The 24,778-nt window shown below is 50.4% G+C and carries 14 protein-coding genes; 3 read left to right on the forward strand and 11 right to left on the reverse strand.

The features are described from left to right. Positions 1 to 126: 126 nt before the first annotated feature. The 3 genes from Enr17x_RS12130 (at position 127) to Enr17x_RS12140 (ending at position 4,949) form a co-directional block, all read left to right on the forward strand. Positions 127 to 1,305 carry an aldose 1-epimerase family protein gene (locus tag Enr17x_RS12130; RefSeq protein WP_145309036.1) on the forward strand — a complete coding sequence of 393 codons (1,179 nt, stop codon included), beginning with the start codon at positions 127 to 129 and terminating at the stop codon, positions 1,303 to 1,305. Positions 1,306 to 1,801: 496 nt separating this feature from the next. Further along, the gene (gene rpsA, locus Enr17x_RS12135) at positions 1,802 to 3,652 is read left to right on the forward strand and encodes a 30S ribosomal protein S1 (RefSeq protein WP_145309038.1); all 1,851 of its coding nucleotides are present in this window, start codon (positions 1,802 to 1,804) and stop codon (positions 3,650 to 3,652) included. A 457-nt stretch (positions 3,653 to 4,109) separates the two neighbouring features. After that, on the forward strand, positions 4,110 to 4,949 hold the full coding sequence (locus tag Enr17x_RS12140; protein ID WP_145309040.1) for a sigma-70 family RNA polymerase sigma factor: 840 nt from the start codon (positions 4,110 to 4,112) through the stop codon (positions 4,947 to 4,949). Positions 4,950 to 4,987: 38 nt separating this feature from the next. On the opposite strand, the gene Enr17x_RS12145 is transcribed toward Enr17x_RS12140, so the two are convergent. From Enr17x_RS12145 to bioB, 11 genes are all read right to left on the reverse strand, one after another. Continuing rightward, positions 4,988 to 6,055, reverse strand: coding sequence for a hypothetical protein (locus tag Enr17x_RS12145; RefSeq protein WP_145309042.1), 1,068 nt, complete (start codon positions 6,053 to 6,055; stop codon positions 4,988 to 4,990). After that, positions 6,055 to 8,388: a hypothetical protein gene (locus tag Enr17x_RS12150; RefSeq protein WP_145309044.1), complete on the reverse strand. Its 2,334-nt coding sequence runs from the start codon at positions 8,386 to 8,388 to the stop codon at positions 6,055 to 6,057. The genes Enr17x_RS12145 and Enr17x_RS12150 overlap by 1 nt, the downstream gene beginning before the upstream one ends. Continuing rightward, the gene (locus Enr17x_RS12155; protein WP_145309046.1) at positions 8,385 to 12,074 is read right to left on the reverse strand and encodes a hypothetical protein; all 3,690 of its coding nucleotides are present in this window, start codon (positions 12,072 to 12,074) and stop codon (positions 8,385 to 8,387) included. Before Enr17x_RS12155 ends, Enr17x_RS12150 begins: the two co-directional genes overlap by 4 nt. Continuing rightward, the gene (locus Enr17x_RS12160) at positions 12,035 to 14,134 is read right to left on the reverse strand and encodes a vWA domain-containing protein (RefSeq protein WP_145309048.1); all 2,100 of its coding nucleotides are present in this window, start codon (positions 14,132 to 14,134) and stop codon (positions 12,035 to 12,037) included. The genes Enr17x_RS12155 and Enr17x_RS12160 overlap by 40 nt, the downstream gene beginning before the upstream one ends. Positions 14,135 to 14,162: 28 nt before the next feature. Continuing rightward, positions 14,163 to 15,101 (reverse strand): DUF58 domain-containing protein, encoded by a 939-nt coding sequence (locus Enr17x_RS12165; protein ID WP_145309050.1) that lies wholly within the window; start codon positions 15,099 to 15,101, stop codon positions 14,163 to 14,165. After that, positions 15,098 to 16,123 carry an AAA family ATPase gene (locus Enr17x_RS12170; protein WP_198001116.1) on the reverse strand — a complete coding sequence of 342 codons (1,026 nt, stop codon included), beginning with the start codon at positions 16,121 to 16,123 and terminating at the stop codon, positions 15,098 to 15,100. Before Enr17x_RS12170 ends, Enr17x_RS12165 begins: the two co-directional genes overlap by 4 nt. A 43-nt stretch (positions 16,124 to 16,166) precedes the next feature. Continuing rightward, the gene (locus Enr17x_RS12175; RefSeq protein WP_145309052.1) at positions 16,167 to 16,973 is read right to left on the reverse strand and encodes a DUF4159 domain-containing protein; all 807 of its coding nucleotides are present in this window, start codon (positions 16,971 to 16,973) and stop codon (positions 16,167 to 16,169) included. Between the two features lie 52 nt (positions 16,974 to 17,025). Then, positions 17,026 to 19,635: a peptidase MA family metallohydrolase gene (locus Enr17x_RS12180; RefSeq protein WP_198001117.1), complete on the reverse strand. Its 2,610-nt coding sequence runs from the start codon at positions 19,633 to 19,635 to the stop codon at positions 17,026 to 17,028. 376 nt (positions 19,636 to 20,011) lie between these two features. After that, positions 20,012 to 20,980, reverse strand: a complete 969-nt coding sequence (locus Enr17x_RS12185; RefSeq protein WP_315853063.1) for a DUF1559 domain-containing protein — start codon at positions 20,978 to 20,980, stop codon at positions 20,012 to 20,014. Between the two features lie 322 nt (positions 20,981 to 21,302). After that, positions 21,303 to 23,459 (reverse strand): terpene cyclase/mutase family protein, encoded by a 2,157-nt coding sequence (locus Enr17x_RS12190; RefSeq protein ID WP_145309056.1) that lies wholly within the window; start codon positions 23,457 to 23,459, stop codon positions 21,303 to 21,305. A gap of 184 nt (positions 23,460 to 23,643) precedes the next feature. Then, positions 23,644 to 24,702 (reverse strand): biotin synthase BioB, encoded by a 1,059-nt coding sequence (gene bioB, locus Enr17x_RS12195; RefSeq protein ID WP_145309057.1) that lies wholly within the window; start codon positions 24,700 to 24,702, stop codon positions 23,644 to 23,646. Positions 24,703 to 24,778: the final 76 nt, after the last annotated feature.

Here is a 24,778-nt window from a genome sequence, read left to right on the forward strand (position 1 = left end):
CTTTCGGTGCTGGCCGGGTTGAACAAACCGGTTTACATTATCCAGACTGTCAGGTTGATATTCTTCTTTATTTCACTCCTGCCGGATATTCCGAATTTACTGATCTGTTAGATTTAAGGCGCGACAATGAAATCAACACAATTTTTGTTCACTGATGTGAGTTCGCAAACCTGGGTGGAAGAAATCCTGTTGAATGCAGAGAGCCATCCCGAGTTTTCCAGGAATCCAGGCTGGTCAATTCACAAAACACAACTGCACGGCGGTCTTTCGGAAGGTGTAGATCTGATCGAGGTGAATAACGGCGCGCTGCAGTTGTCGATTCTGCCCACACGGGGAATGGGGGTCTGGAAAGGGAATTGTCAGGGAATCCCACTGGAATGGCAGTCTCCCGTAAAAACACCTGTAAATCCTGCTTATGTCACACTTTCCGAGCGAGGTGGGCTGGGTTGGCTGAGTGGCTTTAATGAGCTGATTTGTCGATGTGGCCTGATCTCAAACGGCCCTCCCGGGACCGATTCAGGTGGTAATCCGCTGGAATCGGAAATAACTTTACACGGACGCATTGCCAATACCCCGGCTCATTTTGTGAATGTCGAACTTGATCCAGCCGACGGTGGCTGGTTAAAAGTTACGGGCAAAATGGAAGAGGGGATGCTGTTTGGTAGTCATTTTCTCCTGGAGTCGACGCTCGAAACCCGGTTGGACTCAACGGAATTCCGGATTCGTGACCGCGTTACAAACCTGGGGCCGGAATCTGCGGAGTCAGAATTGTTGTATCACATCAATGTGGGGGCCCCATTTCTGGAAGAAGGTTCCCAGTTCGCGATACCTTTTGAGGAAATGGCCCCCCGCGATTCCCGTGCGGCAGAAGGGGTGAAGGAGTTCGAGACTTATCTGGGACCGACCCCCGGTTATGCTGAGCAGGCGTACTATTTTCTCCCTGTCTGTGATGACAAAGGAGATACACCAGCGTTGCTGGCAGATAAAAAGGGTGGAATAGGGTTTTTGGTTGATTTGAAAAAGGCATCTCTCCCTTATTTTACGTTATGGAAGAATACCCAGTCCGAGGCGGGCGGCTATGTGACAGGACTGGAGCCAGCGATTGGTTTCCCCAACTTCAGGGCGGTCGAGCGGGAACAGGGACGATTGAGAATTCTCGAGTCGGGGGCCAGCTACGAGACCGAATTCCAGGTATCAATTTTGAATAATTCGGATTCCGTTGATGAGGTCCGGCAGAAAATCACGAAGTTAAGTGAAAAGGGCCAGTCTGTTATTCATGAGACGCCCCACCCCCGGTTTTCTTGATCTCTGTTTCTGACGATCTGATGGCCGTCAGTCGGGATTGTGAATCAGAACCACAAAAAGTCAAAAAAATACAAGAAATACGTGATTTAATGACTTTCAGACATCTATATGGCTGGAATTAAATCAATTGGTTCTGATATATTTGCTGGACTGATCTCCTGTGTGCATTGATCAATGCGTTGTGTGTTGACCACGTAGTGAGACAATTGGTTTTGGAGAAATTGATATTCGCAGGAATGTTGCGGGAGATTCTCTGATCTCTTCGCTTTTTTTTCGATTGTTAGATCACGTTCAAAGACAAGTTGACGCCTTCTCTCTCTCCCCTGCTCTTCGTGAGCGAACGTCAGAGACCTGTTGACAAAGAGATGTTTTTGAATTGCTGGAACGGGTGAACCCAAGCGAGTTCATGCCAGGTTCCGCTAACAGCAAAATTTGATGGGGCATTCCTGTAAGAAGTTGATTTTGAAATTTTAAGTGTATTTGGATTTTTTTTAGTATGGTTGATCGTAATTTAATTCGAGAGTTTAACATTTCTGATGAAGACCTGGATGCGGCATTCGCAGAGGTCATGCCAGAAGTAGATGCAGACGGTGAAGAAACCGATTGGGTGTTGGATGACGTCTATGCTTCCGTCTCCTGTGCCTATGATGTAAATCAGATTATTGATGGTGTTGTATTAAGCGTTGAGGGTGAAGAAGTTCTCGTCGACATCGGCTTCAAGAGTGAAGGTGTCGTTCACATTGATGAATGGTCTGAGGAAGAAGAACCTCCCAAGGCCGGTGATAAGGTTCAGGTATTGCTGGAAGAAGTCGAAGACGAATTCGGCTTGACCATGCTTTCCAAACGCAAAGCAGATCGCATTCGCGAGTGGGAAAAAGTCATCGCAACACACGCCGAAGGCGATGTGGTTTCCGGTACTGTCGTTCGCAAAATCAAAGGTGGCCTGCTCATCAATATCGGCGTCAATGTCTTCCTGCCAGCCAGTCAGGTTGATATTCGTCGTCCCTCCGATATCGCCAACTACATTGGTCGTACTATTGAGTGTGTGATTCTGAAAATTGATGAAGCCCGACGAAACATCGTTGTCTCACGTCGTAAACTCATCGAAGAAAAACGTGAGAAACTCAAACAGGATCTGCTCAGCAAGATTGAAGAAGGTCAAATTGTTAAGGGCGTCGTGAAAAACATCGCCGACTTTGGTGCCTTCGTTGATCTCGGCGGGATTGATGGTCTGTTACACATAACCGATATGAGTTGGGGACGTATCAACCATCCGACTGAAATCGTGAAGATTGATGACGAAATCGAAGTCATGATCTTGAGTGTTGATCGTGAAAAAGAAAAAATTGCTCTCGGTCTCAAGCAGAAATCACCCAGCCCCTGGGAACTGGTCGAGTCCAAATACCCGGTGGGTACCAAAGTCATCGGTCACGTTGTCAACGTGATGTCTTACGGTGCCTTTGTCAAACTGGAAGACGGCATCGAAGGCCTGGTACACATCAGTGAGATGTCCTGGACCAAACGTATCAACCATCCAAGTGAACTCGTCAATATCGGCGATGAAGTGGAAGTGGTTGTTCTGGGTGTCAACAAAGACAAGCAGGAAATCTCTCTCGGTATGAAGCAGACTCAGTCCAACCCATGGGACGAAGTCACCAAAAAATACCCGGAAGGTGCCAAGGTCAAAGGAACCGTTCGCAATCTCACCAACTATGGTGCTTTCATCGAACTCGAAGAAGGTGTCGACGGCTTGCTGCACGTGAGCGATATGTCCTGGACACGTAAGATTTCTCATGCCAGTGAAGTCATGAAGAAAGGCGACGAAATCGAGTGTCTGGTCATTTCCGTTGATGAAGAGCGAAAGCGAATTGCTCTGGGACTGAAGCAGCTCGCTTCCGATCCATGGGAAACCGATATTCCTCAGAAATACCAGCCCGGTGCCATCGTGCAAGGGGTGGTTACCAAAATTACGAACTTTGGTGTCTTCGTAGAACTGGAAGATGAGCTGGAAGGTCTGCTCCACATTTCAGAACTCGCAGATCACAAAGTGGAAAACCCCGAAGATATTGTCAAGGTCGGCGAAACACTGGATGTCAAAATCCTGCGTGTTGACACTGATGATCGTAAGATCGGCCTGAGCCGTAAGCTCGAAGAGCCAATCGAAGAAGAAGTGTCGGGTGAAGCCGGTGAGCCAGCAACTGCTGGTGCTCCTCGTAAGGAACTGATGGGCGGAACCGGCGGAAACGCCCCACTGTTCAGCATGCCTTCTGAAACTTCAGAAAGCAGTGAAGAAGCTCCTGCAGAGGAACCTGCTGCAGAAGAGAAGGCTGAAGAATCGGCTGAGTAAATCATCTCTAGTCAAAATCTGACTGGAAATGGAATCAAAATCAAAGCGGTGGTCTTAACGGACCACCGCTTTTTTTGTCTCCGCAAAACGTGCGGTGACGCTTCAGAGGGGGGGAGTTCAATCAAGTAAGATTGTTGCAATGTCTGAAGCCTGATTCTGTGCAAAACTGTAGTAATCACTGTGTTTTAGCAGTAGAGATCTTCCTGATTGCTACAATCGTTACAGTTTCTGCAGATTCCTCGTTTCCTGCTGGGCTTTTCCATACCGCCTTCAGAAAACCACTTTGATTTGCCGATAAGTAGTTTACAGAGTGAAAGGTATCTCTTCCTTAATTCTGTAAATAAATCATCGTGTCGAGAGGAAACGAGTTCCCGCGAACGGTTGCAAATCTAATGGAAAGCCATGGAATCGGTTCGGCATTTCCATTTGTCAACAACAAATAGATAACAGGTTTTCCATGCAGAAAACTGCTCGACGGCGTTCCTCTTCAGCCGTACAGAATCCGTTAGAAACATATCTCAAAGAAATCAACGAAACCGCCCTGCTCACTGCAGAAGAAGAGAAGGAGCTTTCGAACCGAATTGAAAACGGTGATAAAGAAGCCCGCGACCGCATGGTGCGAGCGAATCTGCGGCTCGTTGTGAATATCGCACGAGCGTATTCAGGTAAAGGTCTGCCACTTCAGGACTTGATTGAAGAAGGCAACCTGGGTCTCCTTAGAGCTGTTGAGGGTTTTGATCCCGAGATGGGAACCCGCTTCAGTACCTACGCCAGTTACTGGATCAAACAGTCGATCAAACGGGCGCTGGTGAATTCCGCGAAGACGATTCGGATTCCCGCCTATATGGTTGAACTTTTGACCAAATGGCGACGTGCCACTGCTCAGCTACAAGACACCCTGGATCGAACTCCCACGACAGAAGAAGTGGCCAAAGAACTCGACCTGCCTCCTAAAAAGTTGAAGATCGTCAAGAAAGCGATTCAGCTTTATAATTCGTCGCCTCAATCCGAACAGCATGAAGCCGGCTGGTCACTGGGAGAGATGATTCCCGATGACCGTTTAAAAGGTCCGGATGACGAGCTGGTTGAGAATGACAATCTGAAACATGTCTATCGATTGCTGAAAGAAATTCCGGATCGCGAAGCCAGCATTCTACGGATGCGGTTTGGTCTGGATGGTGACGAACCCAAAACATTAAAAGAGATCGGTCAGGAATTAGGTTTGACACGGGAACGCGTGCGTCAGATCGAGAGTGAAGCACTCAAAAAACTGGCCAAGGAAATTTCCGGCGAGTAATTTCTGATACGTCATAAGCAAATCTGCAAAGAGACTGGTTATCTGCCGGTCTTTTTTGCATTAATGGGCACGACCATCGGATCGAAAATGACCTGCTGTTGTTTTAAATCAATTCTGCGGTAGACGTGTGCCAGTTGAAGCATCAGGGGTTCGAGTTTCTGGTAGTACTCATCAGAACTGGAAAACTTAGCTTTGCGCTGTTTGAGTGCGAGTATCTGGAGTTCCAGTTTATCACGTTTCAATTTCTGTTCGCCGGAAACCTGTGTAATTGGTTGTGTCGCGAACAGGGTGAATTGATGGGCCCGGTGCCCATCAGGTAATGTCACCGTCGCAGAATGGGAATCCGGGAGCCGATTCAGGCCTTGAAATTGATCGCCGCGGGTTCCCCGCTGATCGGCATTGTCATCCAGCAGTGCGTGCTCGGTGGCCAGTTCTCCTTTTTCCTGATAATAGGCGTTCGTTTCGCGGCAAGCAGCCAGATAGGCTTCCAGCAGCGAGACCTGACCGTCATGATCCAGGTCAGCCTCGGGCTGAGAGCTGGCTTCGGAAAGAAAATTTCCAAAGTGGGAAAAGTAGAATTCGTGTCCGTTTTTGGTCGCTGAAATAATTACACGATTGTCTGCGGACAGCGCGTTCAAAAAAGGGCCGCTGGACGAAAAACAATTGAGAATGGCCAGCGGATGCTTGATAGCATCACAAGACTGACACAGTTGGTCAGCGGTGAGATCGGGGCCACGCAAGTTGAAGCGGGCGGTTTTGCCATCAAATGTGCCGTGTCCGATCAGGATTATCCAGGTCGCCGTGGTTTCGCTGGTTTGATGCTGCAGTTCTCGGGTAATGAGTTCCAAATCAGAATGGCGTGCATCGACGCTTTCACCAATCACCGTCAGCTCGGCTTGTTTATGAGCGGCGATTTGCTTCCAGCGCTTCGACCAGCGGTCAAACTGCTGTTCATATTCTTCCAGGCCTCCGGCGCCGATCACAACGATCATGCGCTCTGTTTTATTGATGGGAGATTCACTCTCCGCGTTCAAAGGTATAGCGTTGATCAATGTCAAAAGACAAATCAGTATCGTTAAGAATCCAGTATGGAATTGATTGTGCATCAGGGTAATCCTTTCCAGCGTCGTAATGACCACTCACCAAATAGACAACCCAGGACGAATACCAGGACCCAGGGATGATGCCACAGCGGACTGACTGACTCTTCCGTCACAGGCATGTGACGTTGATCCAGAGAATGAACGAATTGTGACATTTTGCCTGCCGGGATGACTTCGCCCTTTGTGTGTGTGGCAAGCTGCAGCAGTCGTTTGTGATCAGGTTTGATCGACTGGAATTCCCGACTGCCCGGGTCATGCACCCAGCCGCTATGAATTGTTTTCGTTTTGGAATCGGGGGCGGTTACCTTAGCAGAAATCGAATAGCCGCCCGGTTGAGGGGGCAGGTAAACGGTCTGGTACTCACCAGGCTTGTCGGCTGTCGGATCAGCGGTCAGTTTGATGGTTTCGTTTTCCGGTGTGGTGATTTCCAGTTCTACCTGATAATCGCTGCGTTTCTGGAATTCCGGATCTCGGACGTGTACTTTAATTTTCGTGCCGGAATATTCTTCCAGGTTCGTATTGACCAGGAGATCAACGGGCTCGAGGACATCCGTTGTCATCCAGCGTAATAATTGCCGCCAGGACTTATACAGTTGGGGAGACGTGGAATCCTCTTTCAGTCGCCAGCGCCAGAGATCGCCTATCATGACGGCGGTGACACGTCCCAGACCGTATCGTTGTGTGGCAATCGCCGGATACACGGCCTTTTGGGGGCTCTTCAATTCTGCCGCCAAGGTGGCACCAGGCTTGGTGGTATCCACTCGATTGATCGTTTTGAAAGTTGGCATTTCTGTCAGGCGTTTGTGTTCTTCCTGTTCCTGTTTGTGATGCCGCATCCAAGGGTGGAGCCAGCCATCGCGGGTCAATGTGAACTGGTAATCACTCTCGAAGGCAGACGCATCTCTTTGCGGAAAATAGATCGGCAACAGGCGGCTTAACTCCGTTTTATCATAGCCTCCTTTTTGAAACGATTCCTGCCCGCCGAGCATCACTAGTCCGCCGCCCCGCTCTGAGACAAAGCGGGTGATCAGTTCCTGCTGGTCGTGTGTGAAGAAGGCCGCTTCCAGATCGTCGATGATCAAGGTTTCATACTGAAAGAGCTCCTCTTCCGTTTTGGGGAAGCCGTCTTTGAGCTCATCGGGAGATTGTGTATTAATCCGCACGAAAACTGGCTGGTCATAGCGTTCCAGATCAGCTTCATTTTTGGGATCAAAACCCCGGAAAAGCGCGTTTCCTTCTTCCCCGTCCCGGCTGCGAAAATCGAATTTGGTTTCTTTTTTGCCGATGCGGATCAGACCCACCAGGTGAATGAATTCATCTTCCTCAATTGCCCGTCGCAGGAATTTGAATTCCCAGTTCGGGCGACCTGAGACATACAGCACGCGATGTGCAGTGCGGCCGCGATCAAGCTTCAGGGTGCGTTGGTTATTGGCTAGCGTGGCTTCGTTCGTGTCTTCTGCGATCAGTGACGTTTTAATCTGATAAAAGGCAATGCCTGTTGCTTCAGGACGAACTTGAAAGCGAATCTGGAATTGTTGTTCGGGCTGACTGACTTCACGGGTTACTGTCTCGACGACCTTGCCTGTTTCATCCAGCAGTTGAGCTTTGAGCTGTTTCTGCTGACACTGTGATGCGGAAAGGTCGGCGAGAATTCGAATGGGTGCGTCTTCAAAGGGGGAATAGCTGACAGAGGTTTTCGTGATCGCCAGATCGGTTGCCGGCTGGGAATTTCCGATGGCAACCGGGTAAATGGGGATCGAAGTTTCCAGCCGACTGATTTCTTCGGCAGAAATACCATCGGTCATCAGCAGAATACCCGCTAAGGGGAGTTTTTGATAGCGGCGAGTTAATTCATTCAGACCGGAGACGAGGTTGGTCTGGGAACCGTCAAAGGTCAGATGCTGCAGACTGGTCTGGGCGTGTGCATGGGCATCGAGGGAATATTTCCGGACAGAAAAATTCTGTTCCAGGTCACGCATCCACTGCGGCGCTGTCTGCTCTGAATCGTTTGTTGTGAGCAGTTGTTGGATTTGTTGCAGGCGCGGTTGGCCTGTTTGGGGATCTTTGGTTTTCAGGCTCTGGCTGTCGTCTACTACAATCGCGAACAGATTGGTTCCGGGATGAATCCGCACGCCGCTCCATAACGGCTCGGTGAGGGCAATCGAAAGCACTGCGATGCCGCACAGTTTCAAACTGAAGGCGATTCCCGCCAGCGAACGTTGCAGAGTGAGTGAGCGGTAGGCATAGATCAACAGAGCCAGTCCCATAATGATGACTGCGATCGTGATCGTGGTCCAGTCGGGGGCGCCGAATTGGATTTGGGCCAGGCAATTCATTTTCCACTCCCTAATTCTTCATAGTAACGACGGACCAGCTCAGAGTATTTTTCCGGTACCGGGTCCCGGTCAATCGGTGCCAACGATGTCTGCGCGCCTCGTTTGCTGATTTCGTTTGACAATACTTTTTGAAGTTCAGCCAGCGGTTCCAGGATTTGTGCATTGACCAAGTCTCCCTCAGGTACTTTGGAATGTCGTTTGAACTCGGCACGCATACTTTGTGCCCGTTCACGAATCTGAGCGACTTTACTACGAAGTTCGGAATCTCCCACCATTTCTTCGACGTCCCGCATACGGTCGGACCATTCGCGGAACTGGTTGCCGGTGATAGGTCCCGTTGATGGTGCGCCAGGCCCTCCCTGGCCTCCACCGGGTCCGCCTTTCGGACTGCCGCGAGAACCTTTCAGTGATTTGGAGGAAGTTGATTTTGATGACGACTGTGAATTTGACGGAGATGAGGATTTGCCAGAGCCTGATTGAGAGCCCTGCCCTTTGCCTTTTTGGGCTGAGGCTAGTTGTACCGGTGATTTGCCTTGCCCTGAGGGGGAACCAGATTTACCCGGTTGACCGGATTTGGTTCCCGGAGACGGTTTTTGTCCGGGAGATTTCCCTTTTCCGGACTGGGCCGTTTTTTGTGCAGCCTGTTTTGGCTGGCCTGCTGCTTGGGGATTGCCGGCCAGTTTCTGTTCCTGTTTCATTTCTGAGGTGAGCGATTTGATTTCCTGTCGGGCTCGCTTGAGTGATTCCAGATCGTTGCCCAGCACACTTTCGGCGGCGACTTTGATTCCCTGTTTCATTTTCTCGATCCCCTGCCCGGCACGTTGCTCGGCCTGTTGTGCCCGTTCGGTAGCGCCTTCTTTCAGGAAGTTGGCGGCGTTCTTTAACGCATCTTCCGGGCGATAGGGTCTTGTTTTACGAATGGCATCGTACAGATGCTTGGAAAGCAGCGGCTCCGACTTTTCAGACTCCTTAACGACTTTTTTCATCTGCTCTACCAGGTTTTTCAAGCGGTCTTCCTGCTTCTCTAGTTGATCGGCCAGTTTCTGCTGTCCCTGATTTTTTCTCAGAGATCGCCGTCCCTTGGCTTGGTCTGGCTGGTTTGATTTGTTAAGAGCCTGGTTCAGTTCTTTCTGTTTTTGATCGAGTTGTTCGGCCTGCTGATTCAGAGAACGCATGGCGTCAGCAAATTGGTTGGCGGTTTTTTTACGGAATTCGTTTTTGAGCTGATTCAACTGCTGCTGTGCGCGGGTCCCGGAATTCAGGGCGCGTGAGACCTGCCCTTCTTTGAGCGATTGTGAGCTTTGTTGCAGATGTTTGCGTGTCTGTTCGAGTTCACGTCGGGATTTGGTTGATGAGGGTTGTTTCGATTGATCCATGCGCTGGGCAACTTCATCCGCTTTGCGAAGAAGTTCGCGTTGTCGTTCGCGTAAGCGTTTGAGCTGGCGTTCGATTTCTTCACGTTCCTGATCGGTTTTCGCGAAACGTTGTTTGTCGGCCAGCTCTTTGAGTTGTTCGTTCAGATCCTTTTGGCGTTGTGCCAGTTCTCGCAGCCGATTGAGGATTTGCAGCGATTCACGGTTCGGCTGTGCAGCCGGTGGTTGGGATGCCTGATTCTCTGTTTCATAACGTTGTTTTTTGTTGGTCAGTTCCAGTTGTTGCAGTTGATTCTGTGAACGGCTGCTGCCGCCCCCTTTACTGCCGCCTCCATTTTTGTTTTGGGAGACCTTGTGTTCGCGGGCGCGCAGTTTTAACAGGAGCTGATAACTGGCTTGTTCTGTCGCCAGAGCGGCGGTCAGTTGTTCAACTTCATTGGCATCTTTCGCTGCGTTGAGTAGTGAAACGGTTTCCTGCATCTTTTGTGAGATGGAATCGATCACCGCTTTTGATTTTTGTGATTTCACTTTTGAGGCCAAATTGATGACTGCGGTTACTAGTGCCTGCTGTGCTTGTTGTAGTGTGTTTACGTCTTCTGCGTACTGGCTGGATACGGTCTCCTTGATTTCGCGACGGATGATTTTCCAGGTCGCATTGATGATCTGTTTTTGTTGCTCTGCCAGTTTTTCAGCCTGTTGGGCATTGCCACCACTTTTTCCGGATTTTGAGGAACTGTTGGCAGAGCGGCCTTGCTTGAAGATTTCTTCAAAGTGGCGGACTTCCATGAAATACATGTCACTGAGCACCTTGCGTCTGCTGCCGTCAGGGGCGATGTCTTCCGCAAACAGGTGATACGAAATCAGTGTGTCGGGTTGAACCTGCAGCTGCTCCAGAGAGAGGAGATGCTCGGTTGCCACCTCCTGCTTAGGTTTTGCTGTGCTAAGTAATTTCAGGGTTTGGGTAGACTGACCGGGAATCGAATAGACGAGTCCTACCTGTTGCACGCCGAAATCATCGACTACGGTCCCTTGAACCAGTGCTTCCTCCAGCGGAGAGACGCGTGTATCACGGCCCGGGAATGTAACTTTAATTTCCGGTGGCAGGTTGGGAATAACGGTGAGATCTATGAAAGGCTGCGCACGGTTTTCGCGTTCGTCAGCATCGATAATCCGCAGGTTCCAGGACTGGCTTTCTGTGGCTAAAAACCTGAGCCGGGCGACGAAACCATCGGAACTGACCTCCATTGGGAGTGTCTTCCCTGTTCCCGTTTTCAGTTGAGCTTGTTTTACAGGTTTGTTGAACTTAGCGATGAATGCGATTTTCGAGCCAGTAATCGCACTGATGGTCAGGCTGTCTTCAACAGTTCGCGTAGGTAGCCCCGTGTAGTTGGGGGGAATGATCATCGAATCCAGTTGGACCAGTTTTGGCAGGACATAGACTTTGACCTGATAGGTTTCTGATTCCCAGTCATTCACTTGTACCGAGTAAGTAAGATCCTCGCTCACGTCAGTTAGCCGGGCGGCAAAAACCGGGTCGTCCAGGTGTTTGACGAGCGGCAGTTTCTGAGTTTCTCCTGATGCCGCGCGGATGTGCAGGCTTGCGATATCGGGGATTTTCTCTGTGAATCGTGCGGTGATCAGGAGAGGGTGATTTTTTTCCAGATCGGTGGTTCCCGGTTTGATTTCGACCTGAAACTGTGCTTGTGTGGAAGCGATTGTCGTCTGCAGTTCGCCTTTAGGAATGGGGGCCGCCTTCAAGTAAAACCAGCAGGTGAGACAACTGATGAACCAGGCGGTAAAACAGACGAGGTGTGTTGTGCTTTGCAGGATCAGTCTGCGGTTGGAGATCGTCTGTCGCCAATCGTGTTCGGTTCCATGCTGAATGACTTGTTGGATCAGCCGATTTTGTAGAAAAGTGGGAAGCGTTTCATCGGTTGTTTTTTCCAGTTCCAGTGTGGCTAGCAGGCTGGTGTCCAGATCCGGGTAGGTTTGTTCAATTAAAGTGGCGATTTGATGGCGGCTGGCAGGAGAAACACGACTTCGGAAGCGGAACAGGAGCATTCCTATTGCGACCAGACATGGTACTCCCAGCAACACTGCCAGAAATAAGTGTTGATAATACGGTGCGGCAATTGGTTCGAGGAATGTGAAGGTCAGTAGTGTCAGGCTACCGGCAATCAGCCAGAGGATGGTCAATCGTTTGAGATTCTGGCTGGTCTGGTAACGAAAGACGACCTGGTTAAGTTGTTGTAAGAGATCGGGCAGGCCCATAATTACGCCTTTCGTGTCGCTGATGTTTTGCCGGCGATCCATTTCGCCAGCACTGTTTCCAGACCGAGCATCGCCAGCGCGACGATGATCAGCCAACGCCAGATTTTCTGTTTCTGTTCCATCTCCCGGATTAACGCTTGGCGTTTGAGGTCGGCGTGGGTGGAATTGGCGGCAGTGGTTTTACTGTGGCTGAGCAGCTTGATTCCCAGAGCTTCCAGTTTTTCGATTGCCAGTGGTGCGGTTTTACTTTCTTCGATGTCGAGATTGACCACAAACTTTTGTGCCGGCGTTGTTTTATCTTCCGAGGTAATCTGGTACAGGCCGGGTTGGACTGTCTGTTCGAAGTTCTGCTGACCAGCTGCTAATTGAATTGATGAGGCCTTGGGAACGCTCACCTTGGCTGCTTTGAGGGACTCTGGCAGTTTGACGGTTTCGCCGACGATGAACTGAGACGGTGTATCGATCATGTTGGCATTGAGGGCCAGAATGGCATTCATCATCGGTACAAATTTGGTTGAAAGAGCGAACTGGCTTTCCTGGGGAGTCCAGCCAAACGTCGTAACGATTAGTTTTCCCTGACCGAGGGGAACGTTCACGATTGCCGGACTCTCATGATCGAAACGGGCCAGAACTTGATGCGGTACATCTTCAGGAAGCGAGAGCCGACGATAATTCCAGAACTTTAACTTAGTGAAGTCCGAATATTCGGGAGCTTGAAACATCTGAAACAGCGGGTGCTCAAACTTGATATTTGTAAGCAGCGCGTAGCCATTGACGTCGGCCTCTGAGGTAAGATTATTTTGCGAATGGGAAATCAAAAGTTGAAACGTGTCGTTAGTCTGTTGTTGGTTCAGGGAAAACAGGACCACCCCGCCCTGCTCCAGGTAGTTCTTGACGAGGTTGGTTTCTTCCGCGGCTAGTTCGCGGCTGACAATCATCAGATGTATCTTTGCGACTGCAAGGAGAACTTGCGGCGAGTCAGGGCCAACCGTTAGGAATTCAATTTTGCGCTGGGGCGTTGTCGGAAATGCACGTTTGGCATAATAATCGGGGGACTCGGTGGAGCCTGCGGCAGGTGTACCGTAATGGACGATGGTGATGTTTGCCTGTTCGCGGGGTTGAAGATAGAGGCTGTTATCAAAGTCGTGCTTGTCGCCCGTGAGTACAATTCGAGTCGCTTGTTGCTGTTCGTCCATTGCCGGCATATGAATGACACGGGACTGACCTGTGGGGACATAAATCTTCTGCGGTTGCTCGGATTCGCTGAGGGCTGTCTGATAAGCGACTTGAAATTGTTCCTGCTGAGAGTCTGCTGCATTGACAATGCGAACCGTTGCCTGCCCCTGTTCGTTCAGTGCCAGGAGTTGGAGTCCGGCATTACTGGTCTGTTTTTCTTTGAGTTGATGCAAGCGGACCTGGAGCTCTGCCGGCCAGGAAAACTCCGTGAGTGAGTCGATTTTCGCACCAGCCTGGAAATCCGTAATCAGCTCTATCGTGCTGTTTTGTAACAGAGTTCCCGATGGATCAGAAATTGCCTGTTGCTGAAGTCGTGCTGCGATTTCTGTCAATGCAAGACCCAGATTGGTTGCGTTCCAGCCCGGAGTAAGCTTCGTAAGCCGTTCGCGGTCATTCTGCTGCGTTTGTTGTGGTGTGTCCTGTTTCGTTTCCTTGAGCGGTTTAACCGTGGTAAGACGGGAATCAAAGGTGTAGATGGCGATCTGATTCTCGTCGGCCTGCTTGATAATTTCGTCGGCGGTCTGAAGTGCCTGCTTCCAGAGAGTGCCGCGCTGCATGCTGGAACTGGTATCGATCAATAGAATTGTCTGGTGCTTTGTGTCTGACGACGCTAGTTCGAGGTCTGTGTTTTTGAAAAAGGGGCGTGCAAAGGCTGTTACCAGAAGCATGACGGCGATAGCTCGCAGCATGAGCAGCAACCAGTGCTCAATCTTATTTTTGCGGTTGGTTTGAGGGGGCTTGTGTTCCAGAAAACGAAGCGAGCTGAAAAAAAAGACATTTTTTGGCTGGTGCCGGACCAGGTGGAGCAGGATCGGCAGGCCGACGGCAATGATTCCAACTAAATAGAGCGGGGTTAAAAAACTCAACTATGTGTCCTCTGTTTCTGGACTGCTTTTATGCGGCGCGATCAGCTAAAAAATCGGAGAGCCCTGCTTCCAGTGGTGTATCGGTGGTCAATTTGTGATAATGCACGCCCTGTTTGCGGCAGATGCTTTGGATTTCCTCCAGGTGCTGGTTCAACTGTTGTCGATAACTGGCTTGTGCTGCTTTGGGATTGAGTGCGATGCGGTCGCCCGTTTCGAGATCTTCGAAAATCGCGGTTTCATTGAAGTTCAGATGAATCTCGGCGGGGTCCAGAATCTGAAACAATGCCACTTCATGCCCTTTAGCACGCAGATATCCCAAGTGTGTATTTAACTCATCCAGCGGCGACATAAGATCAGAGATTAAAACAACCAGTCCCCGTTTTTTAATGGTTTCGACGGCGTGTTTCAGAGGCGATACAACGTTGGTGTGTGATCCCTGTGGCGGTCGTTCCAGTTCAATCAGAATTCGTCTAAGCTGACCCCGGGTGAACCGGGCGGGAACAACCGATTCGACCTGCTCATCAAAGATGATCAATCCGCTGGCATCGCGCTGAGTGGAGAGGAAATAGGCAAAGGTTGCGACCAGGGTTTTCGCGTAATCCGATTTGGAATAGCCCAGACTGTGAAATTGCATGGAAGTACTCAGGTCCAACAGCATGTGACAGCAGAGATTGGTCTCTTCTTCAAAGCGTTTGATAAAATGCTGGTTGGAGCGGGCCGCCAATTTCCAGTCGATGTGGCGCGGATCGTCGCCGGGCGTGTATTCGCGGTATTCGGTGAATTCAACGGAGAAGCCGTGATAGGGGCTACGATGCAGGCCTTTCCAGGTCCCTTCGACGACGGATTTGGCCCTGAGTTCCAGAGACTTAATCCGCATCAGACAGGCAGGATCAATCCGTTGAGAGGCCAGTCGCTTGCTCTGTTGGGGTGTGTGTGATGTATTTTGTTTCATGCGAATCGAACTCATGCTGTGATGGGCCTTTTAATGGTGTCAATCAGATGTTGAACGACTTGTTCGACAGTAATACCTTCAGCTTCGGCGCGGTAATTGATCAGAATGCGGTGACGTAAAACGGGTGCCAGTAGTGCCTGGATATCTTCAACGGTGACATGTACCCGCCCGCGCAGGACAGCACGCGCTTTGGCGCCCAGAATCAGGCTTTGCGCGGCACGCAGTCCGGCACCCCAGTTGACCCATTCATTGATGAAGTCCGGCGTTGTTTCCTGATGCGGACGAGACGCGGCACAGAGTTGGACGGCATAACGCACGATCTCTTCGGCGACGGGAACTTCACGGACAAACTGGTGGAACTGTTGGATGTCGCTGCCGGTAAACAGCGGGACAATGGGTTCGGCATTACGGGCCGTTGTTTGCGTGACAACGGCGACTTCATCATCTTCCGAAAGATAATCTATCACCAGGTTGAACATGAAGCGGTCCAGCTGTGCTTCGGGCAGCGGATAGGTGCCTTCCATTTCGATCGGGTTTTGCGTTGCTAATACGAAAAATGGTTTATCCAGTTCATACTTGACGCCGGTGACGGTGACCTGTTTTTCCTGCATTGCTTCGAGTAACGCGGCCTGTGTTTTGGGAGGCGTACGGTTGATTTCATCGGCCAGCAGAATATTCGTGAAGACGGGACCTTTGACAAACTTCATGCCCCGCGAATCCTGTGAGTCGCCTGCCAGGATTTCGGTTCCCGTGATGTCGGCAGGCATCAGGTCAGGGGTGAATTGAATTCGCTGTGATTTCAGTTTGAAAACCTGTGCCAGTGAATTAACCAGAAGCGTTTTGGCCAGCCCCGGCGCTCCGGTGATCAGACAGTGTCCGCCGGCAAAGAGCGCGATCAACAGCTGGTCTACGATTTCTTTCTGGCCGATGACTGCTTTGGAGATTTCGGCATCAATCTGCTTGCGGCTGTTTTGCAGCATTTCAAAAGTGCGTTCGTCATCGCTGCGACCATCGGGGGAGACTACTTTGAGATTCACGTTTTGGCTCCTGAAAAAAATTATAAAGTCAGCTGCGCTGGATTCAGTGGGTCATGGCATAAAACACAATATTGATGCCGAGGGGGTAGGCTTTCTTCTCTGAGAACTCCTGGAAATACCACTTGTCCTCTCCTTCCCGTTCCCAGCCATCACCTAAGTCGGTGTTGTGACAGACAACCGCCATCAATCGACCTTTATCATCGAACAGTCCTCGGTAGTGGACCTGTTTGGCATCTTCCCGTTCCCAGGTAATGCCTTCCGAGCGGCCCCACTGGGCGACACCAATACTGGGGACCTGGGGCTTTTCTTTCAGATCATAGACACAATGAAAAATCGGATGTTCCAGAGGAATATCAACGAGTTCTCGTTCGGGAAAGACGCGTTTCATTTCCAATGCGAAATTATCCCATTCAGCTTCGCCCCAGAAATCGTCGACCATCATAAAGCCACCATTGGAGAGATAGCGTCTGAGGGCGGTAACTTCATCTTCCGTGAATTCCAGCGAGCCCGGCTCAATCAGATAGATAAAGGGATAATCGAAGAGTTCTTCGTCGGTCAGTTCCAGAATGCGGCCTTCGGGGTCGACTTTCATGGAAGTCAGTTGCTGGAGTCGATAGGAAAAGTTCAAATCGCTGTCGGGATAATCCGTGGCCCAGCGCCGCCAGCCCTGGTGCGAGTTGTATCGGATGCGTACGAAGGTGAATACATCGTGCTTGAATTCCGCATCGTTTTTCCACTCGGGAACACCGCCGCGATCAGCGGGGATGGAGGGCCGATATTGCCCAATGCAGATCGTAACGACGATCAGTAATCCGCAGACCACAGTCAGTGAAATCAAACTATTCTTCATGGCAGGCTCCTCCGTGAGCCTTAGTGGTTCATGTCAAAACTCGTGCGAGGCATTATGGTGTGTTTGCAGTCAATTCAAGTAACAATTGATGAGCGGCCCGAAAGCGGGGCGCCTCTTCGAGCGCGATGAGTGTGTGTCGCTTGGCTAGTTTTAAATTTTCCGATTGAAGTAACCGGGCAAGCTGGTAGTGGGCGGCTGCTTTGTTGTGTGGTTTCAAGGCCAGGATGGCACGCCAGGCGTTGATGGCTTCCTGGCGTCGCTCCAAGTGAATACAGGCTTCCGCAAGTATCTGCTGAGTATCTCGATTGAGCGGGTTAATCGCATTTGCACTTTGCGAGGCTGCGTAAACGGCGTCCCAGTTTTTGGATTTCTGATAGACTTCCGCTAAGCGTTGAAATACCGCGAGCGCGTTTGGATTATACCGGGCATGCAACTCCAGGTATTTCTGTTCCTCATCGAAGCGTTTCTGGTTCAGGTAGAGATTTGCCAGTCGCAGACAGGCATTGTCGGCGCCCGTGTATTGGGGATAGATTTTGGTCAGTTTCTTGAGCGTCGCTTCCAGTTCTTCGGTCCGGTTTTCTTCTTCCAGAATCTGGGAATAGGCCATCAGGCCTTCAAAATGATTCGGATGTTCTTTAATCCAGTCGTCAAAACGCTTGGTGTCATCACTGATCAGCGGCCGCAGATCCTGTTCTGACCAGTCGACACCGGGAGCGAAGTATTCTGCCTGATCTTTGAGAAACGCGGTAAACTCCAGTTCCAGTTCTCCCATTGTTTTCGTGCGACGCTCGATGGCGACATTGATGGGGATACCCACGCGTAAATCATTCAAGATGAGCCGCAGTGCTTCGAAGCCGAACTGGTCGATCAGGTATTCCACAACCATCGAAGACTGATAATATGCGAATTGCACATGCAGGCTGCTTTTGGGATTGAGAAACGCGCTGCTTAATTCGCTGATCGGAGTAGCTTCTCCATTCAGAATCAATTCCCGGTACTGCGGCACCATTGTTTCACCCCAGTGGGAATTTTTCTGGCGTTCTTCGTAGACCGAGATGCCTTCACTGATCCAGCGGGGCATCTTGTTTTTCGTTAACTCAAGTGTGACCACATGACAGAATTCGTGCCAGAGGACGGACTCCCAGTTGGTGGGATGGTCGGCCTGAGAGGCGGGACTATTGGCGGTGATGACTTTTCCGAAGCAGACTCCCAGGTAACCGGAGACCGCAGGCATGCCGAAAGTGCGGACGGCAAAGTCGTCTGGATTGGGAAAGATCTCGACGGTGATTTTGGATTTCAGATCCAAGCCATATTTTTGACAGAGCGTTTTGCGGGCATCCTGGAGCAGTTGGACGACCTGTTGTCCGTAGACTTTGGCTTCATTCGAATCCATGCGAATGATGAAATGGTCATCTTCCAGTGTTTTGAATTTAGCAATTTGATCTTTTAATTCAAGCAGATTGAATGTGGTGGTATCGTAACCATCCTGCTGGTGCGCCTGGAGTGCATGTTCCCAGCCGCTGACTTCCTGACCCAGGCGTAGCTCGTCCTGTGCCAGTTGAATGCGGGCAGGTAGGTATTGATGATCTTTTTCCAGAGCCTGGCGTTGATATGCGGCGCCTTCGGCGAAGCGATAATGTTCGGAAAGGGCTTTACCGATCAAATAGTCGACCAGAGGATTCCGATCATGATGGCTGAGTGCCTGCCAGTAAAAAGCGGTTTCCTCGTGAGGCCGGTTTTCGAAGTGAGCTATCACGGCGAGTGTCGCCCAGGCTTCTGCCAGGTGCGGGTTGATAGCGAGAACCTGCTCCAATCGTGTTTTGGCATTCGAAAACTGTTCCGAGTGAATCAGCAGTGCAATCTGTTCCAGGTGAGCGGGGATATGGTTAGGGTTTATGTTGAGCACCTGAGTCATTAATGTCTCATAGCGTTCGGGGTCGGATCGCTGGAGGGACTGGGCCAGTCCGAACAGCAGGTCGGCATCGCCTGGGATCTGTTTTAATGCCGCCTGAAACGTTTCCTGCGCCAGGGCATAGTCGTTTTTGGACAGTGCCAGATTTCCACTGGCAAGGTAAGCGTCTTTTTGGTCCGGGTATTCTTTGATTGCGCGATCGTAAAAGGATTCGAGTACTTCGCCAGGATCAACGTTTCGTAATAGCGATGCGCGTCCTAACGCGACCAGACTGCTGGCATCGGTATAACGCCAGGCAGAGCGGCTGGCGAGATCGTGGATGCTGCTTAGGAATGTTGCGGCTGCTTCGTGCTCGTTATTCAACTGGTAGATTTGTACGGCTAAGAGTCTAAGTGGCAAGCTCCAGGAATAACGTTTGAGGCCGGCGTCAATCGTTTGCCTGGCTTCGACATACTGACCGACTGCCAGTTCAGCCTGTGCTTTGAGGAGTGGCCATTCAGAGCCATAGGCTTTCTTGGTGATCGCTGCCTCTGCGACGTCGATGCATTTTTGGTATTGCCCGGTTTGCAGTAATTGCTCGCAGTTTTCAATCTCTGACGCGTAAGAACAGATCGGAAAGCCGACGATGGTGAGAAGGAAACTAAGTGCCTGGAGAGTCTGAGTGCGAGGACACAGGCTGAGAAAAGAAAGCGGGTGTCGAACGGGAACCTGAAGGTTCTGCCTGATCCAGAAACGTTGCACTCGTTGCATATGCGCCCTTCCCTGGGAAAGTCCAATGTGCGAATGGAATTCGTACATTGAATCACTTTCTTCAATGCGGGATCAGAAACGATTTCACGATCCCGAACCACTGAAGAATTTTATCTCTGACTCAATTGGAGGACGCCTGTTGTAGATCTTGTAGTATGTGAGTCAACAGGGAACGATATCGAATTTCCCCGATATGTGCAATAAGAATTTTCTAAAGGAGGGGTTTTGATGACGTTTTCTGTTTTGAGTTGATTCACTGGTGAACGCAAAACAGGCAGCGATTTCAACGGTTTGAAGGTCGAAATACTGCCTGTTTGTTATTTGCTGTTCAGCTACTCAAGTAGAGCTGAAACCATATTCTGGTGTTGTTCTTATTTTAGAATTCACCAATTACTTTGCCATCGTTAATACCAGCAAGCCAGGTATAGGTGTCGCCGTTGATGTTTTCGCTAATGAATCGAACTTTTCCATCACCCATCAGGAAGTGACATCCACCAACGTGCGGGCTGCTGAATGCGTGCTCGCTTCCCTGGTTGATGAGTTGAGAAGTTTGAGGGCCTGTGCCGTCGGCACTTGATGCTGTTCCGCTAATTGAATTGATATCAGTAGTGTTGGTGTCACCATCAACATGGAAGCCAACCCAAATTGCACCAGTACGCGTGATACCAGGGCTACCAGGTGTATCCAGAGTGGCTCGCTCACCGACCATGATGATGTTGCTGGTACCGTCTGTCATGTCGCGGAAACGAACTTTTGTGTCACTGTTCCCAAAGCTACCCTTTACTGTTACGGCAGCTGGTGTAGCAGCGTTCCAGTAAACCGAATCTCTCACAGCAGGATAGTTTGATTTTCCCCATTGGTAATTATTGGTTGGGCTGGGGCGATCTGCATTCCGGCCACCCATGGGGTCGGAAGGGCAGTTGTAGAAGGGAATGACAGTCTGAGCCTGTGTCGTCGCAGCAACTGCGGGACTGACATTTGCAACAGTTAACCAGCCACCTGTACCTGGATTATGGAACATGGAAGAGCTCATCTGGTTGTACAAGTTTGCCTGGTCGATGAAAGGCAGAATCATCGCTGACCATGCCAGGAGGTTCGGATTCTGTGCGCTGGCACCAGTACCAACATAACCGGGAGGGAAGATGCTGAATGTTTCGTGGTAGTTATGGAGCGCGAGTCCGATTTGCTTCAAATTGTTTTTGCAGTTTGAACGACGGGCTGCTTCACGTGCCTGTTGGACGGCAGGGAGAAGTAAGGCAATCAGAATCGCAATGATTGCAATTACAACAAGTAGTTCGATCAGTGTGAATCCGCGCTGAGCGGTTCCTTTGCATCTCTTCATCATTACTCCAGTCAAAACAGTGTGTTTGTAGAGGGCGCCTGCTTAAAGCGAAATTCAACTCTGTAAGAAACAGAGTGAGCTTGAGCAGCAGGTGAAATTACATCTGTAATGAGGAGGAAACAAGAACGGTTTAAAGTTAGTTTAAAAAAAACTGGAAAATAATTTTTCCGGGGTGCTGTTGTGTTTAGTGTAACGTCTTTGAGGCCCTTTTTTATAGGGTTTATTTTATTAAATTTTGTCAAGAATATTCTTTTTTCGACGAACGTGACGTTCTGTGCATAAGAAGAAATACTCATGCTTGTGATGGCAATTGTTGAGTTGAAAATCAACGCCGTAAACGCTCAAAACGGGCTAATGCCATCAAAGGAAAATAGGTGCGGTAGAGGTGGTATTTGAGATAGAACACCTTGGGGAAACCGGTTCCCGTAAAGGGGGCTTCATCCCAGTTTCCATCAGACCTTTGCGTATCCAGTAAAAAGTGAATTCCGCGCCGCACCGCCGCCGAGTCAATTTCGCCCGCCGCCATCAATCCCATTAAAGCCCAGGCTGTTTGCGAGGGAGTTTCGGCTCCCTGTCCGCGTAGGGACGGGTCGGCATAGCTGTCTGCTGTTTCTCCCCAGCCTCCCGATGGTTGTTGCGTTGATTTAAGCCAGCCAATTGCACGGACAATGCGCGGGTCGTCTGCGGGGACCCCGATTTGAGTCAGACCAACAATCGACTGCCACGTTCCGTACAGGTAATTCACGCCCCAGCGGCCATACCAGCAGTGGTCGTCTTCCTGTTCACTCCAGACATATTCGATAGCGCGTTGGCATGCGGGGTGGCTGATTGGCAGTTGCATATCTGCGAACGCTTCCAGTACACGCGCCGTGAGATCAGCGGTGCTCGGATCCACCATCGCGTTATGATCGGCAAAGGGAACCTGGGTGAATAATTCGCGGTTGTTATCACGGTCAAAGGCACCCCAGCCTCCATCTTTATTTTGCATGCCCAGCATCCAATGCATGCCGCGCTGAATGGCGCCAATCATCGGCTGCAACAGATCCAGATCAGCAAAGGCCTGTTCTCGCGATTCGCTTCGCCCGGCGATGATAGCTTCGGTGTCGAGATCTTCTTCATACGGGTTCCATTCCGGAGTCACCATGAAGTCGGTCAGCCACTGGTCGTTTTTTAGCGATTTTGGCATGCAGCGTCGCAGGGCCATAATCACCATCGCAGTATCATCGACGTCGGGATAAAACTCATTATTGAATTCAAAGTACCAGCCGCCCGGAGTTTGTGAACGACTGGAATTGACCCAGTCTCCCGGCTGTCGTGCTTCCTGGGAGAGGAGCCATTTGACGCTCTTTCGAATTGCCGGATGTCGATTCGAAACGCCTGCTTCGCGTAACGCGATCGTGCTGATCGCAGTGTCCCAGACAGGAGATTTACAAGGTTGCAGGCGGATGCGATCACCTTCTTTGATCTGCAGCTTTTTTAATTCACGCAAGGCCCGCTGGATATCAGGGCTGCTCTCGTCTTCTCCCAGACATTTGAGTGCAATCACAGTCCAGACAATGGGCGGAAAGATGGCGCCCAGCCCGTCGCTGTGTTCAAAGCGGGCTTTCATCCATTCGTGGGCTTTGTTGACGGCTCGTTTTCGTAGTGGTTTGATTCCCAGATTTTCCAGGCTTTTATAACCCAGGTCTACGAGTTGAAAGAAGCGATGCCAGTTGATCCAGGTTTTCTTTTTGAGTGTATCCAGAGCTTCTGATTTGGGAATGGTTCTGGGATAGGAAGCCGGGTCGCCGGTAAACAGTTCTGTGATTTCCTGCTCTGGTGGTAGAGTGATTGAAGGACGATATGCCCAGAGGATACTGAGGGGAACGAGAATTGTGCGTGACCAGGCAGACATCTCAAAGATATTGAACGGCATCCAACGGGGGATCAGCATCAATTCAGGAGGCACTGCCGGGCATTTTGAGTACGGAATGACTCCCAGTAATGCGAGATAAAAACGGGTGAAGCTGTTGACGGCTTCGACACCGCCGGCTGCCAGAATGGCGATTCGGGCGCGCTGCATGTAGTCGGCTTCGGGGGAATGTCCGGTGAGCTTGAGAGCAAAGTAGGCTTTGACCGAAGCGCTGATTTCGATGGGGCCTTCCGGGTACATGTTCCAACCCCCGTCAGGCATCTGGATATCCATCAAGTAATTCGCGGCCTGGATGGCTTCTTCTGAATCATGTTTTCCGAGAAATGCCAGTAGCAGGATGTATTCCGATTCCAGAATGGAATCGCCTTCTAACTCGCCGACCCAATACCCGTCTTCATGTTGTTGAGACAGCAGGTAGTCGCGCGAACGAGCAATCCCTTTCAACAACTGTTCCGGATGATCGAAGGGGGCTGCTTCGGTACTGGGGAAAATTTTGAAGGTGGGGTTTGTTTCGTGCCCGGCTACCGGTTCGCCGGTAAGGTGGCTGGCTCTCAGTCTGCCTGAATTCATTTCAGGTGCTCCCTGACTCAGTTAATTCGGATTCCATTCCCAGAGATAAAGACGAGGCATGTAATGCGCGCACTCACCTTCAATGGTGGGATCATAGAAAGACGCGGATTTTCTTACAACCTCAATCTACGTAAGGGGTTTGAGAAATCCTGAATCTCACGGCAAAATCTGGAATGTTGCTGGATTAACAGGACTCACTCTGGGCAGCCAATTCGGGGGCTGCGTCGGTTGCTTTCATCTCATGTCCGGAAATAATGACCTCAAATCCAAGATCGGAAATCATTTCGTAGTCAGCTTCTGCGGCTTGTCCTTTAGTCGTCAGGTAATCGCTGACGAACATTGAATTGGCAGCGTATAAGCCCATAGCCTGCATCGATCGCAGGTTCACTTCCCGCCCGCCGGCAATGCGGATTTCTGTAGTGGGATGTGCCATTCTGAATAGACAGAGTGCTTTCAGGCAATAGCGGGGATCGAGTTCGTCGACGGCTTCCAGTGAGGTACCATCAATCGAATTCAGGAAATTGACCGGAATGGATTTTGTTTCGAGCTCACGCAATTCGAATGTGGCATCGACGATGTCTTCCGGGGTTTCACCCATTCCGACAATCAGGCCGCTACAGAGTTCCATGCCGGCATCCCGGGCGACTTTGAGTGTTTGCAGGCGATCTTCGTAGGTATGGGTGGTACAGATCTTTTCGTAATACTCACGGCTGGTGTTGAGATTATGGTTGATACGATTCACGCCAGCCTGTTGCAGGCGTTTGGCCTGATCTTCGTTTAACAGTCCCAGGCAGCAGCAAATTCGTAAGTCGTATGATGATTTGATCTTTTCGACGACGGAAGCGACGTGGTCAACTTCTTTGTCAGTTGGTCCACGTCCACTGGCGACGATGCAATAAGTGCCTGCTTTGGCCTCATCAGCGGCTTTGGCGCCGTCCAGCAGTTTCTCTTCATTCAGCATGCGATATTTGGGGATTTCTGCTTTCGATCCGCGGGCCTGTGAACAGTAGCCACAATCTTCGGGACAGAGACCACTTTTCGCATTTTTCAAGTAGTAGAGCTGAACCTGCTTCCCAAATGCTTTCTGACGGATCCGAAAAGTAGCCGCCAGTAAGTCGAGCAACTCATCATCAGAAGAATTCAGGATCTCCAACCCTTCTTTGTGGGTAATCTGATAACCAGACAGAACCTGATCCGCGAGAGTCTGCCAGCGTGAAGGAGACGAATTAACCTGAGTGTTCATCAAATAGATCTTTCAGAGCATTAGAAGCAATTTGGTTTTAGTCCGGCCATCCGGGCTCGGTTTTGGAGTAACATCA

The organism is Gimesia fumaroli, assembly GCF_007754425.1.
In the GTDB taxonomy this organism is placed as follows: domain Bacteria; phylum Planctomycetota; class Planctomycetia; order Planctomycetales; family Planctomycetaceae; genus Gimesia; species Gimesia fumaroli.

Excerpts from the sequence above, each read along its gene's own strand:
- Enr17x_RS12130 (WP_145309036.1), top strand. The coding sequence starts at position 127 with ATGAAATCAACACAATTTTTGTTCACTGATGTGAGTTCGCAAACCTGG.
- rpsA (WP_145309038.1), top strand. The coding sequence starts at position 1,802 with ATGGTTGATCGTAATTTAATTCGAGAGTTTAACATTTCTGATGAAGAC.
- Enr17x_RS12140 (WP_145309040.1), top strand. The coding sequence starts at position 4,110 with ATGCAGAAAACTGCTCGACGGCGTTCCTCTTCAGCCGTACAGAATCCG.
- Enr17x_RS12145 (WP_145309042.1), bottom strand. The coding sequence starts at position 6,055 with ATGCACAATCAATTCCATACTGGATTCTTAACGATACTGATTTGTCTT.
- Enr17x_RS12150 (WP_145309044.1), bottom strand. The coding sequence starts at position 8,388 with ATGAATTGCCTGGCCCAAATCCAATTCGGCGCCCCCGACTGGACCACG.
- Enr17x_RS12155 (WP_145309046.1), bottom strand. The coding sequence starts at position 12,074 with ATGGATCGCCGGCAAAACATCAGCGACACGAAAGGCGTAATTATGGGC.
- Enr17x_RS12165 (WP_145309050.1), bottom strand. The coding sequence starts at position 15,101 with ATGAGTTCGATTCGCATGAAACAAAATACATCACACACACCCCAACAG.
- Enr17x_RS12175 (WP_145309052.1), bottom strand. The coding sequence starts at position 16,973 with ATGAAGAATAGTTTGATTTCACTGACTGTGGTCTGCGGATTACTGATC.
- Enr17x_RS12180 (WP_198001117.1), bottom strand. The coding sequence starts at position 19,635 with ATGCAACGAGTGCAACGTTTCTGGATCAGGCAGAACCTTCAGGTTCCC.
- Enr17x_RS12185 (WP_315853063.1), bottom strand. The coding sequence starts at position 20,980 with ATGATGAAGAGATGCAAAGGAACCGCTCAGCGCGGATTCACACTGATC.
- Enr17x_RS12190 (WP_145309056.1), bottom strand. The coding sequence starts at position 23,459 with ATGAATTCAGGCAGACTGAGAGCCAGCCACCTTACCGGCGAACCGGTA.
- bioB (WP_145309057.1), bottom strand. The coding sequence starts at position 24,702 with ATGAACACTCAGGTTAATTCGTCTCCTTCACGCTGGCAGACTCTCGCG.